Origin of the sequence: Cryobacterium sp. M25, from assembly GCF_002929635.1 — a bacterium.
GTDB lineage: Bacteria > Actinomycetota > Actinomycetes > Actinomycetales > Microbacteriaceae > Cryobacterium > Cryobacterium sandaracinum.
The window spans coordinates 53,050-66,901 of sequence record NZ_PJJU01000053.1; the positions used below are offsets into that span (position 1 = coordinate 53,050).

The 13,852-nt window shown below is 61.9% G+C and carries 14 protein-coding genes; 8 read left to right on the forward strand and 6 right to left on the reverse strand.

Annotation, left to right across the window (positions count from 1 at the left end; genetic code table 11):
- Positions 1–8 precede the first annotated feature (8 nt).
- The 6 genes from gyrB to dnaA form a co-directional block, all read right to left on the reverse strand.
- Complete coding sequence (gene gyrB, locus CXY81_RS09625) at positions 9–1,985, reverse strand: DNA topoisomerase (ATP-hydrolyzing) subunit B (protein WP_104170920.1); 1,977 nt, start codon at positions 1,983–1,985, stop codon at positions 9–11.
- 121 nt (positions 1,986–2,106) lie between these two features.
- Positions 2,107–2,595: a DUF721 domain-containing protein gene (locus CXY81_RS09630; RefSeq protein WP_233194112.1), complete on the reverse strand. Its 489-nt coding sequence runs from the start codon at positions 2,593–2,595 to the stop codon at positions 2,107–2,109.
- Entirely contained in the window at positions 2,588–3,775 is a 1,188-nt protein-coding gene (gene recF, locus CXY81_RS09635; protein ID WP_104194720.1) for a DNA replication/repair protein RecF, read from the reverse strand. The genes CXY81_RS09630 and recF overlap by 8 nt, the downstream gene beginning before the upstream one ends.
- 5 nt (positions 3,776–3,780) lie before the next feature.
- The gene (gene gnd, locus CXY81_RS09640; RefSeq protein WP_104194721.1) at positions 3,781–4,665 is read right to left on the reverse strand and encodes a phosphogluconate dehydrogenase (NAD(+)-dependent, decarboxylating); all 885 of its coding nucleotides are present in this window, start codon (positions 4,663–4,665) and stop codon (positions 3,781–3,783) included.
- 22 nt (positions 4,666–4,687) lie between these two features.
- Positions 4,688–5,836 (reverse strand): DNA polymerase III subunit beta, encoded by a 1,149-nt coding sequence (gene dnaN / locus CXY81_RS09645; RefSeq protein ID WP_104170916.1) that lies wholly within the window; start codon positions 5,834–5,836, stop codon positions 4,688–4,690.
- A 363-nt stretch (positions 5,837–6,199) separates the two neighbouring features.
- Positions 6,200–7,618, reverse strand: a complete 1,419-nt coding sequence (dnaA, locus tag CXY81_RS09650) for a chromosomal replication initiator protein DnaA (protein ID WP_104170915.1) — start codon at positions 7,616–7,618, stop codon at positions 6,200–6,202.
- A gap of 400 nt (positions 7,619–8,018) precedes the next feature.
- Here dnaA and rpmH point away from each other — a divergent pair, with 400 nt between their 5' ends.
- The 8 genes from rpmH (at position 8,019) to CXY81_RS09690 (ending at position 12,997) form a co-directional block, all read left to right on the forward strand.
- Positions 8,019–8,156, forward strand: a complete 138-nt coding sequence (gene rpmH, locus CXY81_RS09655; protein WP_104100646.1) for a 50S ribosomal protein L34 — start codon at positions 8,019–8,021, stop codon at positions 8,154–8,156.
- An 8-nt stretch (positions 8,157–8,164) separates the two neighbouring features.
- The gene (gene rnpA / locus CXY81_RS09660; protein WP_104194722.1) at positions 8,165–8,554 is read left to right on the forward strand and encodes a ribonuclease P protein component; all 390 of its coding nucleotides are present in this window, start codon (positions 8,165–8,167) and stop codon (positions 8,552–8,554) included.
- 3 nt (positions 8,555–8,557) lie between these two features.
- Positions 8,558–8,869, forward strand: coding sequence for a membrane protein insertion efficiency factor YidD (gene yidD / locus CXY81_RS09665; protein WP_104170913.1), 312 nt, complete (start codon positions 8,558–8,560; stop codon positions 8,867–8,869).
- Positions 8,870–8,876: 7 nt separating this feature from the next.
- Positions 8,877–9,848, forward strand: a complete 972-nt coding sequence (gene yidC, locus CXY81_RS09670; RefSeq protein WP_104100649.1) for a membrane protein insertase YidC — start codon at positions 8,877–8,879, stop codon at positions 9,846–9,848.
- A 13-nt stretch (positions 9,849–9,861) separates the two neighbouring features.
- Complete coding sequence (locus CXY81_RS09675) at positions 9,862–10,377, forward strand: R3H domain-containing nucleic acid-binding protein (RefSeq protein WP_104100650.1); 516 nt, start codon at positions 9,862–9,864, stop codon at positions 10,375–10,377.
- An 11-nt stretch (positions 10,378–10,388) separates the two neighbouring features.
- The gene (rsmG, locus tag CXY81_RS09680) at positions 10,389–11,021 is read left to right on the forward strand and encodes a 16S rRNA (guanine(527)-N(7))-methyltransferase RsmG (RefSeq protein WP_104194723.1); all 633 of its coding nucleotides are present in this window, start codon (positions 10,389–10,391) and stop codon (positions 11,019–11,021) included.
- 132 nt (positions 11,022–11,153) lie between these two features.
- The gene (locus tag CXY81_RS09685) at positions 11,154–12,047 is read left to right on the forward strand and encodes a ParA family protein (protein ID WP_104170911.1); all 894 of its coding nucleotides are present in this window, start codon (positions 11,154–11,156) and stop codon (positions 12,045–12,047) included.
- Positions 12,047–12,997 (forward strand): ParB/RepB/Spo0J family partition protein, encoded by a 951-nt coding sequence (locus tag CXY81_RS09690; protein WP_104194724.1) that lies wholly within the window; start codon positions 12,047–12,049, stop codon positions 12,995–12,997. The genes CXY81_RS09685 and CXY81_RS09690 overlap by 1 nt, the downstream gene beginning before the upstream one ends.
- Positions 12,998–13,852 lie beyond the last annotated feature (855 nt).

Here is a 13,852-nt window from a genome sequence, read left to right on the forward strand (position 1 = left end):
TGGAGTGGTCAGATGTCAAGGAAACGCACGTCCTTCGCGTTTTTCTGGATGAAGTTACGGCGGGACTCGACGTCCTCGCCCATCAAAGTGGAGAAGATTTCGTCGGCGGCGGCAGCATCGTCGAGGGTGACCTGCAGCAGAGTGCGGGACTCGGGTGCCATTGTGGTTTCCCACAGCTCCTTGTAGTCCATCTCGCCCAGACCCTTGTAGCGCTGGATCCCGTTGTCCTTCGGAATGCGCTTGCCGGCCGCGGCTCCGTCTTCGAGGAGCGCGTCGCGCTCTCGGTCGGAGTAGACGTACTCGTGTGCCGAGTTCGCCCATTTGAGGCGGTACAACGGCGGCTGGGCCAGGTAGACATATCCGAGATCGATAAGCGGCCGCATATACCGGAAGAGCAATGTGAGCAGCAGGGTCGTGATGTGCTGGCCGTCGACATCGGCGTCGGCCATCAAAACGATCTTGTGGTACCGCACCTTGTCGGGGTTGAACTCTTCGCCCATGCCGGCGCCGAAGGCCGTGATCATGGCCTGAACCTCGGCATTGCCGAGGGCACGGTCGAGCCGGGCCTTCTCCACGTTCAGGATCTTGCCCCGCAGGGGCAGAATCGCCTGGAACTCGGGGTTGCGGCCCTGCACGGCGGATCCGCCGGCCGAGTCACCCTCCACGATGAAGATCTCGGAAAGCGATGGGTCCTTGCTCTGGCAGTCCTTAAGCTTGCCGGGCATGCCGCCACCCTCGAGGAGTCCCTTGCGCCGGGCGGTCTCTCGCGCTTTGCGGGCGGCCATCCGTGCGTTCGATGCTTGAAGCGCCTTGCGGATGATTTCCCGCGCCGGGTTGGGGTTGCGGTTGAACCAGTCGGATAGCTGGTCGTTGGCGACCTTCTGCACGAAGGACTTCGCCTCGGTGTTGCCCAGCTTGGTCTTCGTCTGTCCCTCGAACTGCGGTTCGGCGAGCTTGATCGAGACCACGGCGGTCAGGCCCTCGCGCACGTCGTCACCGGTGAGGTTGTCGTCTTTTTCCTTCAGGATGCCCTTTTCCCGGGCGTATTTGTTGACGAGGGTGGTGAGCGCGGCGCGGAAGCCCTCCTCGTGGGTGCCTCCCTCGTGGGTGTTGATCGTGTTCGCGTAGGTGTGCACGCTCTCGGTGTAGGCGGTGGTCCACTGCATGGCCACTTCAAGCGCCATCTTGCGTTCGTGATCTTCCCACTCGAACGAGATGATCTCGTCGTTGACCAGGTCAGCTTTCTTGGCCCGGTTGAGGTATTCGACGTAGTCGACAAGGCCGTTCTCGTAGAGGAAGGTCTTGGTGACCGGCGTGCCCTCGTCGTCAAGGTTCTGCGGCCGCTCGTCGGTGAGCGTGAGGCTGAGTCCTTTATTCAGGAAGCCCATCTGCTGGAAGCGGGCTCGCAGGGTCTCGAAGTCGAAGTCCGTGGTCTCAAAGGTCTTCGAACTTGGCCAGAACGTGATGGTGGTGCCGGTTGCATCCGACGGCTCGTCCATGGTGAGGGGAGCGTTGGGCACGCCGTCGTGGAAGCTCTGGCGCCAGACGTGACCCTGGCGGCGTACCTCCACCTCGAGGCGGCTGGACAGCGCGTTGACAACCGAGCTGCCCACGCCGTGCAGACCGCCGGACACCGCGTACCCTCCGCCGCCGAACTTGCCTCCGGCGTGCAGCACGGTGAGCACGACCTCGACGGTCGAGCGGCCCTCCGCCTTGTGAATGTCGACCGGGATTCCGCGGCCGTTGTCGGCGACGCGAACCGCGCCATCCGCCAGGATCTTAATGTCGATGGTGTCGCAATAACCGGCGAGGGCCTCGTCGACGGAGTTGTCCACGATCTCGTAGACGAGGTGGTGCAGACCGCGAGGTCCGGTGGACCCGATATACATTCCGGGTCGTTTACGAACGGCTTCAAGTCCCTCGAGAACTTGGATATCGTCTGCGCCGTATCCGTGCTCCGGCTCGATCTGTGGGTCAACTGACATCTGTAATGGGGCTCCTGACCGTCGCGCGGGCGACCCTTTAGCCTACCAAAGACGCCAAGCACTGCGGGCCAAATCGGGCATCTGCGGCGTTTAATGCACCGGGTTGACCTGTTTTGGCCAGTTACCCATAGGTATCGCGTGGACCGCGCCCTGGAATTGATCTGGGACCCTTTTTCCAGGAGGGGGCGTTAGGCCCTTGAAAACGGATCGACTCGATGCCTGCGTCCGGATACTTCACGGCGATATGCGTCATGATCTCCACCCGCATCATGCGCAGCTGCGTCGCCCAGGCCGTCGACTCGCACTGCACCGTCAGAACGCCCTCGTCGATTCCGACCGGGGTCGAGTGTTTCGACGTCTCCTCGCCGGCCAGCAGGGTCCAGGAGGCAAGCAGCTCCGATTGGGCCAGCGGTGAATTCCAGCCCAGCTGCAGCGTGAGCGAGTTGATCGTATCGCTCAGTCCCCGAGGATCCCGGCCCGCGCCGAACGGAACGCTCGAGCCGATTTCGGCTCCAGGACGCCGTCGGGCGCGGCTGCGCTTGGCGTTTGGGTCACCGAATACGTCCTTGAAGCGCAGATAGACCCGGGAGGCCTCGCTCGGCTCAGCCATCGACGACCGCCCCGGCATGGATGTGGATGGTGTGCTCGGTGAGTTCTTCCGGCACGTCTTCGAGCACCGCCGCGGTGATCAGAACCTGTTCGAAACCGGTGACGGCGGCGGCCAGACGTCTCCGGCGGCTCAGATCCAGTTCGGCGAAGACGTCGTCGAGGATCAGGACCGGGTCGCCCGTCGTGGAGTCCCGGCGCAGCAGCTCCGCCGAGGCGAGTTTCAGGGCGAGGGCGAACGACCACGACTCACCATGGCTGGCATAGCCCTTGGCGGGCAGTGCATTGAGCGCGAAGACCAGGTCGTCCCGATGCGGTCCGACCAGGGTCATACCCCGGTCGAGCTCCTTGCGACGAAGGGCGGCCAGTGCCATGCGAAACGAGTCCCCGGTGGTCGATCCTGTCGAAACCGAGGCTGACGAAACCGAACCGGTGGGAACCGAGCCCGTCGAGGCCATCGCCTCCATCGCTGCATCCTCGTCTGCACCCAGGATGCTGAGTGATGGAACCAGCATCGGCCCATGGTCTTCCCCCGCGACCGCCCGGTACGCAGCACCCAGAGGTGGCCCGAGCAGGCGAACGAGTTCGGCCCGCTCGTCGATGATCTCGGAGCCGAGAGCAACGAGGCGATCGTCCCAGATTTCGAGTGTTCCAAGCTGGGTGGTGCGCACGCCCGAGGCCCGCGCCGACTTCAGCAGCGTATTCCGCTGGCGCAGCACCCGGTCGTAGTCGGCCAGAACCCCGCTAAGCCGGGGGGTGCGCAGCACGAGCAATTGGTCGAGGAATCGCCGGCGCCCGGACGGGTCACCCCGAACCAGCGCCAGGTCTTCAGGGGCGAAGAGCACGCTGGAGAAAAAACGTGTGAGTTCTCGAGTCTTGATCACCGACCGGTTGACTTGGGCCCGGTTCAGGCCCGAGCGGTTGATCTGCACCTCGGTCAGGATCTCGCGGCCGTTGAACTCGAGCTTGGCCCGGATGATGCCGGCGTCGCGACCGGCCCTGATCATGGCGGAGGTGTTGGAGACCCGATGCGAACTGAGGGTACTGAGGAATCCCAGGGCCTCGACGAGATTGGTCTTTCCCTGCCCATTCCGGCCCACGATCAGATTGGGTCCCGGCGCGAACGGCACCTCGACCTGCGCATAGTTGCGAAAGTCGGTCAGAGACAGATGTTGGACCCGCACTCGGGTCAGTCGGCCGTTTTGACGGCGTGGCCGCCGAACTGATTGCGCAGGGCCGCGACCGCCTTCATCGCGGGGGAGTCGTCCTGCCGGGACACGAACCGCGCGAAGATGGCCGCGCTGATCGTCGGTACGGGAACGGCGTTATTGATGGCCTCTTCGATGGTCCAGCGGCCCTCACCGGAGTCCTCGACGAAACCCTCGATGTTCTGAAGTTCCGGGTCGTCGTCCAGGGCTCGCACGAGAAGTTCAAGCAGCCAGGACCGCACCACGGTGCCGCGCTGCCAGGCCTTGAACACGCCGGGAACGTCGGTGATCAGGTCACTGCTCTTTAGCAGTTCATAGCCCTCGGCGTATGACTGCATGAGGGCATACTCGATTCCGTTGTGCACCATCTTCGCGTAATGCCCGGCTCCGACCGCGCCGGCATGCACGAAACTCTCGTCGCGTGGGCCCTCGGGACGCAGAGCGTCGAAAACGGGCATGGCGCGCTCGACCTGCTCGGCGGCGCCACCGACCATCAGCCCGAATCCATTGGTCAGCCCCCACACGCCCCCGGACACCCCGGCGTCGACGTAATGCACGCCCGATGCCGCCAGAAGAGCGGCATGGGCGAAGTCATCGGTGAAGCGCGAGTTTCCGCCGTCGATGACGAGGTCGCCGGCGCTAAGCTCAGTGGCCAATTCGGCGATCACGGCATCCGTCGCGGCACCGGCCGGGACCATTACCCAAACAAGCCGCGGAGCCGGCAGCGCGGCAATCAGCTCAGCGGTGCCGGCAACGTCCGAGATCTCGGGGTTGCGGTCGAAACCAGTGACCTCGACGCCATTGGCCCGCAGACGGTTGCGCATGTTCGCGCCCATTTTTCCCAGGCCGATGATGCCGATGTGCATGGCTGTTCCTTCCGAGATTGTCCTAGCGCAACAGCAGATTGGGCTGGAGCAGGTACTTGTAGCTGTCAGCGCCCGGCTGATCCCGGGAGGTCTGGCTGGTGATCAGAACCGGGCCCGGCTTGTTGGGATTCTCGGTCTTCGTGAAAGAGATTCGCACAAATTCCGAGTGCACCGCGCCCAGGCCGTCCAGCAAAAACTGAGGTTTCAACGAAACGACCGTGTCCGTGCCGGACAGGATCGCGTCGATCGTCTCCGATGCCTGGGCCTGCTCCGATCCGACCGCCTCGAGGGTGAGACCGTCGGCGGTGAAGGTGAACCTCAGGGCTGCTTCGCGCTCGAGGACGAGCTGCACTCGACGGGTCGCCTCGATCAGGTCCGCCGTGTTCATGACCGCGTAGTTGTCCACGTTATCGGGGAACAGGCGCCGCACGGGTGGATAGTTTCCCTTGATCAGAAGGGAGGTGACGGTTTTCTTATCGGCGGTGAACGCGATGAGCTCGCGGTCGTCGGTGTGGGTGATCGCGATAGAAATCGTGCCGCTGTGACCGAACGTCTTGCCGACCTCCTGCAGAGTGCGGGCGGGAACCAGGGCCGTGATGGTGTCGGTGGTCGTGGTGCTGCCTTTATCCCAGTCGATCTCGCGCACGGCAACACGGTACCGGTCCGTGGCCACGAGGCTGAGGCTGTTTTCCGTGACTTGCAGCTGTACGCCGGTGATCACGGGGGTGACATCGTCACGGGAGGCAGCCACCGCCACCTGGGCGACAGCGGCCGAGAACTCTTCGGCGGGCACGAGACCGGCCTGCGCGCTGACCTGCGGGATGCTCGGGTATTCCTCAACCGGCATGGAGAGCAACGTGAAACTCGCACTGCCACAACTGACCGTGATCCGAGATTCGTTGGTCGAGAACCGCACCGGTGCGTTGGGCATCCGACTGGCGATGTCGGCGAGGAGTCGTCCCGAGACGAGAACTTTGCCGACTTCTTCGACGTCCGCGGCGATCTCGGTTTGCGCGGAGACCTCGTAGTCGAACGAGGAGAGGATCAGCCCGGTTGCCGTCGCCTCGATCAGCACACCGCTCAAAATCGGCAGCGTCGTCCGCTGGGGAAGGAGCTTGACAGCGAAAGAGACGGCTTCACTGAAGACGTCCCGGTTGGCCTGAAATCTCACGAAGTCACTCCTGTTCGGTTAGAGACCTGGATACGGCCTCAATGGTAGCCGTGTTTCACGGAGCAAATTTTTGCAACCGCCGAGCACTCAAGGTTGTCGGATGGAGAGAAAGAGAAGTTAATTGTTAATCTTCTTAACCGGTGTGGAAACTGTGGATAACTTGTGGGATGCCGCTAGGCGACTGGGAACTACAAACTTGTAACTTGTTGGCAGCCTGTGAGTGCCCAGCACACTTCGGTGTCGTGCCGGTTTGGCAAGGAGGGGAGTTTGCACAACCACGCGCTGAGTTTCTACAGGTTGTGCCCAGTTGTGTAAACAATTTCCACAGGGTTATCCACAGGTGTGAAAACTGAAGAAATACCGCTATTTGTAACGGTGGTTCTGCTTGATGCGGTTCGTGAGCTCGGTCACCTGGTTGTAGATCGACCGGCGTTCCTTCATCAGTTCGCTGATCTTTTTATTCGCGTACATCACCGTGGTGTGGTCTCGGTTGCCGAATAATTGGCCGATCTTGGGCAAGGAGAGGTTGGTCAGCTCACGGCACAGGTACATCGCGATCTGGCGCGCCGTGGCGATCGCCTGCGACCGGGATGACCCGTAGAGGTCATCCACGGAGAGCTTGAAGTAGTCGGCGGTGTTGGTGATGATATCGACCGGCGCGATCACGTTGTCCTCATCGAGGGTGATCAGGTCCTTCAACACCGTCTGCACCAGGTCCATGTCGACCGGGGTGCGGTTGAGGCTCGCGAAGGCCGTCACCCGGATCAGGGTTCCCTCGAGTTCACGGATGTTCGAGGAGACCTTCGAGGCCATAAACTCGAGAATATCGTGCGGGACCTGTAGTTTCTCGCTCTGCGCCTTCTTGCGTAGGATCGCGATTCGCGTTTCCAGGTCGGGTGCCTGGACATCCGTGATCAGGCCCCACTCGAAGCGTGACCGCATTCGGTCCTCAAAACCGGTGAGGTGCTTGGGCGGGAGGTCACTCGTGATGACCACCTGCTTGTTGTGATCGTGCAGGGTGTTGAAGGTGTGGAAGAAGGCTTCTTGCGTTTCCGCCTTGCCTTGCAGAAATTGGATGTCGTCGATCATCAGGATGTCGATGTTGCGGTAACGCGACTGGAATGCGGAACCACGGTTGTTGGCGATCGAGTTGATGAAGTCGTTGGTGAATTCCTCGGAGCTGACATAACGCACCCGGATGCCGGGGTACAGGCTCATCGCGTAGTGGCCGATGGCGTGCAGGAGGTGGGTTTTGCCGAGGCCGGACGACCCATAGACGAAGAGAGGGTTGTAGGCCTTCGCAGGCGCCTCCGCTACCGCGACCGCCGCGGCGTGTGCGAAGCGGTTGGACTGGCCGATCACGAAGTTGTCGAAGCTGTACTTCGAGTTCAACCGGGTGTCATGGGGCCGCTCGGGCGAGCTGCTCTCGAACACCGATTGCGGTGCGGCTGGGGTTTCCACATCGGGGGGAGAACTCGATTCGCGCACCGGCCGGATGGATTCCTTTTCCAGCTCGGGATTGACGACCACATAGAAGGTGGACACCGCGGACGCCTCATCCAGGTGGCCCATCGCCGTCAGGAGCGGCACTCGCATGCGCTGATTGAGCATGCTGGCCGTGAACTCGTTGGGGACCTCAAGGTAGAACGTGCCGGCGGCGATACCCTTGGGTTCGACCAGGTTGAGAAAGCCGTACAGCATGGGCGTGATGCTGTCGTCGGATTCCAGGCTGGTCAGGACAGACCGCCAGGTCTCCGTGATGGGCTGTTCTTCGGTGGCCATGGTTTCTCCGCTTTTCTCTCATTGTTGCCTTCTACAACGACGGAGATCGAGGACTGGGCTCGTCTCTGAACGCATAATCCAGCTAAAGCATCCACAAGGTTATCCACCGCCTGTGGGCAAATAAGCCCCAATTCACAGGGTTTGTTGAAAACCTGTGGATAACTTGTCCTCACGGTAGTCAATCACCGCCAGTCCGGCCAAATTCGTTCGCATTTCGTGCGCGTGTCGATGCTCGAAATGGGTGCGATTGTGTGTACAACCGATGTTTTCGGGAGGTCGAGTTTGACCATCACCGGCCAAAGCCGTAGTTTTAATCAGTTGACCCCAGCCCGAGGGCTACCTCACTCTTTCCCGGCCGCTCAGTTTGGCCTACGGAGATTTAACACGTGGAGACAGAACAATGAGCAAGAGAACGTTCCAGCCGAACAATCGCCGTCGCGCCAAGGTGCACGGCTTCCGCCTTCGCATGAAGACCCGTGCCGGCCGCGCGATTCTGGGTGCTCGCCGTCGCAAGGGTCGCATCGAACTCTCCGCTTAAGCACTCTCGTGCTCGCGGGGGCCAATCGCATCACCGCCGGTGACGACTACAAGTCGGTCGTGCGCCGGGGTGCGCGCATCGTCGGCCCGCACCTAGTGACGTATCTGCGCCGGAATCCGGAGGAGGCTCCGGCACGGTTCGGTTTCATTGTGGCGAAAAACGTGGGTGACGCCGTGCGGCGCAATCGAGTCCGACGTCGTTTGAAGGCGGCGAGCTACGCTGTGCTGTTCTCCACGCGGCCCGGCACGGATGTTGTCATCCGCGCTCTGCCGTCGGCAGCGGATGCGCCGTGGTCGACCCTGCATGCGGAACTGTCCGTGGCGCTGGTGAAGTTTCAGCGCATCTCGGTTACATCCGTTGCCGGTAAGGCCCCGGCAGCGATCCGATCGGATCGCTGACTGGTGAACAGGTTCTTGACTACGCTCATACTCCTCCCACGCAACGCGGGGGTTCTCGTACTGCGTGCGTACAGGGCTGTGATTTCCCCGCTCTACGGCGATGTTTGCCGGTACTACCCCTCCTGTTCTGCGTATGCACTCGGCACCGTTCAGGAATACGGACTCGTCGTGGGATCAGCCCGAGCCGCGCTGCGGCTGGGCCGATGCCATCCGTGGGCCGAAGGCGGGATCGATGACGTTCCCCTCAGGCGGAAGCGTCGCGTCATCGTGACGTCGTTTGGTTTTGTTATCGCAGCGAGCCACGGAAAGGGCTGACGCAAAGATGGACCTCCTAGGTACGATTCTCTGGCCGCTGAAATGGGTCGTCGAGGCTCTACTCGTCGCATTCCACTCCCTCTTCTCCGTCATGGGGATGAACTACGACGACGGCCTCACATGGGTGCTCTCGATCGTCGGTCTCGTGATCGTCGTCAGGGCCGCCCTGATTCCCATCTTCGTGCGGCAGATCAAGAGCCAGCGCAAGATGCTGGAGGTCGCGCCGCAACTCAAGAAGATTCAGGACAAGTACAAGGGCAAGAAAGACCAGTTTTCGCGCGAGGCCATGTCCCGCGAGACCATGGAGCTCTACAAGCGCACAGGCACCAACCCGCTGAGCTCCTGCCTGCCTTTGTTGCTGCAGATGCCGATCTTCTTCGCCCTGTTCTCCGTATTGAATGACGCGCAACGCAGTCAGGCTGGAGTCGGACCGCTCAACGACGATCTCGCGAAGAGCTTCGGAAACGCCACCCTCTTCGGCGACGCGCCGCTGCATGACTCGTTCGCGTCTCAGTGGACGAAAATGGTCGCTGGTCAGGACTTCAATGCCGTCGTTATGTGGATCGCGGCCATCATGGTGGTCCTGATGACCGCCTCACAGTTCATCACCCAGCTACAGATCGTCTCCAAGAATATGTCGCCGGAAACCAAGGCAAGCCCCATGTTTAAGCAGCAGCGCATCATGCTCTACCTGCTTCCCCTTGTCTTTGCCTTCTCCGGTGTTGCCTTCCCCCTCGGCGTCATGTTCTACTGGCTTACCTCGAACATCTGGACAATGATCCAGCAGTTCCTGGTCATCCGGAATATGCCCACGCCCGGCAGTGAGGCCGCCAAGGCGCGCGAAGAGCGACTGGCCCGAAAGGGTAAACTCATCGCCACGGATGGTGACGTGATTGTGGTCGAAGAGCCCAAGAAGCCTCAGCGTCAGCAGCCGGTCGCAAAGAATCGTGCCAAAAAGCAATCCGGCCCTAAAAAATAAGAAGAGACCCAACGTGACTGAGAACACTGACGTGATCGCCGCACCTGGACCGGCGGACGATTCCCCCACGCTCGGCCAGCTCGAGCAGGAGGGGGACATCGCCGCGGACTACATCGAGGAATTCCTCGATATCTGCGACCTCGACGGGGACATCGACATTGACGCGCGTAATGGGCGGGCATACCTGTCCGTCAATTCCTCGGATGTCGCGAACCTGCGTTTGCTATCTAAGCCGGAAACCGTCAATGCCTTGCAGGAATTGACGCGACTGGCCGTGCAGAACAAGACCGGAGCTTTCTCGCGGTTGATCCTGGATATCGGCGGCTCGCGCGACGCCCGGCAGGCCGAGTTAGCCTCACTGGTGTCCCGCGCCGTGGAACGCATCCAAGCGGGTGCCGCCGAGGCATCACTGCCGCCGATGTCCTCCTACGAGCGCAAGCTCGTGCATGACCTGGTGTCGGAAGCGGGTTTCGTCTCTGAGTCCAAGGGCGAGGGCCGGGACCGTCACACGGTCATCTCCGCCGCGTAGTACATCGAAATATTGTGACTCACACTCTCGAGGCGGAGCCAGCCGTTGCCGCGGATCTCTTCGGTGGCCAGATCGAGGGTGCCCGCGCCTTCGTGGCCAGCCTGGCTGCGCAGGGCGAGGAACTCGGCCTGATCGGCCCGGTGGAAGTACCACGGCTGTGGAGTCGACATATCCTCAACTGTGCGATCGTCGCGCCGCTGCTCCGACCCGGACTCGTCGGCGATGTCGGTTCCGGGGCCGGGTTACCCGGCTTGGTGCTGGCGATCGCCCGGCCGGATGTGACGTTCGTACTCATCGAGCCCATGGAGCGCCGGGTCGCGTGGTTGACCGGCCAAGTGGCCGCGCTCGGCCTGACTAATGCGACCGTACTCCGGGCTCGGGCGGAAGACGTTCGGCTGCCCGGGCGGCTTGACCAGGTGACCGCCCGTGCGGTCAGTGCCTTCCGCACCCTGATCCCTCTCACGGCCCCCCTTTTAAATCCCGGCGGTGAGCTGGTGCTGATGAAGGGCACGGGCGCCGCGGCGGAGGTCGAAGCCGCGGCGAAGGCCATCCGTAAGTTCCGGCTCAGCAATGTCGAGGTGATCACCCTCGGCGAGGGCGTGCTGCAGGATGTGACTCGAGTCATAAGGGCTACAGTGGATTAGTCCCTAGTGTCTGCTCTTGTCAGTGCTGAGGCGCAACCGGAGTCCCTGCGGGGGTGGCTCATTAATCGTCGAACGCGAAGGTTTCACGTGAAACAACCTGGTGAAGACCAGCAATCAAGCAAGGCGGCCGCGGTGTTTGACGATACGACCCCGCTTGCGCGTGAGATTTCTGACCTGACGCGGCGCCGACAGCGGATTGCCTCCGAGACGCTGCCGAGGCCGGAGAAGACGCGCGTCATCACCATCTCGAACCAGAAGGGTGGCGTCGGCAAGACCACGACCGCGGTCAACTTGTCGGCCGCTCTGGCCCGTCAGGGCGCGCGCGTTCTGGTGATCGACTTGGACCCCCAGGGCAACGCGTCCACAGCCTTGGGCGTCGAACATCGCGCGGAAACCCCCAGCGTCTACGACGTCATCGTCAACGACGAGGAAATGGCTGCAGTCGTTCAGACCAGCCCGGAGTTCGGCTCGCTGTTCTGTGTGCCGGCCACTATCCACCTCGCGGGTGCAGAAATAGAGCTCGTCTCCCTGGTCGCCCGTGAGCAGCGTCTCAACCGTGCCCTCGAATCGCACCTGAAAACGATGGATGACCCCTACGACTACGTTTTCATCGACTGCCCCCCGTCTCTGGGACTCTTGACGATCAACGCGTTTGTCGCGGCCCGCGAGGTGCTGATCCCGATTCAGTGTGAGTACTACGCGCTCGAAGGTCTCAGCCAGCTGCTCAAGAATATCGAATTGATCGAGAAGCACTTGAACCCGGACCTCGGGGTGTCCACGATTCTGCTCACGATGTACGACAGCCGCACCAACCTGGCGAACCACGTGGCCCAGGATGTGCGTGAACACTTCCCCAAGCAGGTTCTGAACACCCTTATACCGCGTTCCGTGCGTGTCTCTGAGGCGCCGAGCTACGGTCAGAGCGTTATCAGTTACGACCTCAATTCTGCCGGATCACTCTCATACCTCGAAGCAGCAGCAGAGATCGCCCATCGGGGCGCCCCCAAGACAGGAGTCGCACTTTAATGGCTAAAAGGACTGGGCTTGGCCGGGGGATCGGTGCACTCATCCCCATTCAGGACGACCCGACGCAGGCGCGTCCAGTCGATGTGTTCTTCCCCTACGCCGATACGGTGCGCCCGAACGAGACCGAGGGACTTCTCCCGGTTCCGGGTGCGCGGCTCGCGCACCTCAATCCCAGCGATATCGTGCCGAACCACGTCCAGCCGCGGAGCACCTTCGATGAGTCCGAGCTGGCCGAGCTGGTACACAGCATCCAGGAAGTCGGCGTGCTGCAGCCCATCGTGGTTCGTTCCATCGTGGAGCAGCCCGGCAAATACGAACTGGTGATGGGGGAGCGTCGGCTTCGCGCCACGAAGGTGGCCGGACTGACCACCATTCCGGCGATCATCCGTGAGACGGCGGATGTCGACATGTTGCGTGACGCGCTGCTGGAGAACCTGCATCGCGCACAGCTGAACCCGCTCGAGGAGGCGTCTGCCTACCAGCAGCTACTGGCCGATTTCGGCATCACCCAGGAGGAGCTCGCACAGAAGATCGGTCGGTCGCGGCCGCAGATCACCAACACCATCCGTTTGCTGAAGCTCCCCGAGGCCGTGCAGATGCGCGTTGCCGCCGGTGTTCTGTCTGCCGGGCACGCGCGAGCGATCCTCTCCGTCGGGGATCCGGCGGGCATGGTCAAGCTGGCCGACAAAATCGTCAACGAGGATCTCTCCGTGCGGGCAGCGGAGGCCGCGGCCGCGATGCAGCCACGTGTCGATTCCGTCAAGCCAACGGGCGGACGTCGTCAGGGACACCTCGACGAGATCGCGGAACGCCTCGGTGACCGACTGGACACCCGCGTAAAGATCCATTTAGGCGCAAGAAAAGGCCAGATCACAGTCGATTTTGCCACGATCGGTGATCTCAATCGCATTCTCGACGTTCTCGGCGAACCCGGTTTCGGAGCCAGCTAGCCCCACCCCAGTGTCGAGCGCCCCGCTGCTCGACCTCTCGGTGGTCGACCAGCCGGTGGTTGACCAGCCGGTGGTTGACCAGCCGGTGGTTGACCAGCCGGTGATCGATCACCCCGTGGTCGAGTGAGTCGAGACCCGCCCCGCCCCGTTAGTGTTTCACGTGAAACATGAGCATCGGCCCTCACCCGTGCGTCGAACCGGGCCGCGGTGTTCGAGCCTGTCCAGACTCTGTCCCCTCACCCTTTCCGGTGGTGGAGCCTGTCGAGACCCGAGGCCCGAGACCCGACACCTTGGCTGCACGTCCATCCAGATACGCTGGTCCTCCCACTCAAACGGGCCTGCGATTCGTCAAACCGACCTCCGGTCATCGCTAGCTGAGTCTCCGGGGCGATCAAATCAGTCATGAACTACACATTAGACGTCATCAGGAAGCAACCTAAGCGCTCAGGTGGCAGAACAGAAATCCGCATTACGGCCCTTATGAGGCCTAAATTCTGCGTATCAGAGATCGGGCACTCGAGAAGCGCACTGACCAGCCCACCCCGGATTCACGGTTTGAGTCACGACGCTCATTTTGAGTGAGCAGCCGGCATCCGCCGTCAGAGTCTGGCCTGCAGAGAATGGAGCGATCCAGTGTGCACAGGTTGCGACAGGCTCGATCACCGTCGCCCCCGTCCTGTTCCGGTGGTCAAGCGTGGCGAGACTGGTTCCCCGTCGATCCGTTTCGGTGGTCGAGTTCGTCACGTGCCGGGCCCCTCGGGTCCTTCCGCGTGACCGAGCATGACGCGGGCCAACCTGGTGAATCATGAGTGTTTCGCGGGTGAGGTCAGTCAATGGAGCCACCCGCGGCCCCCG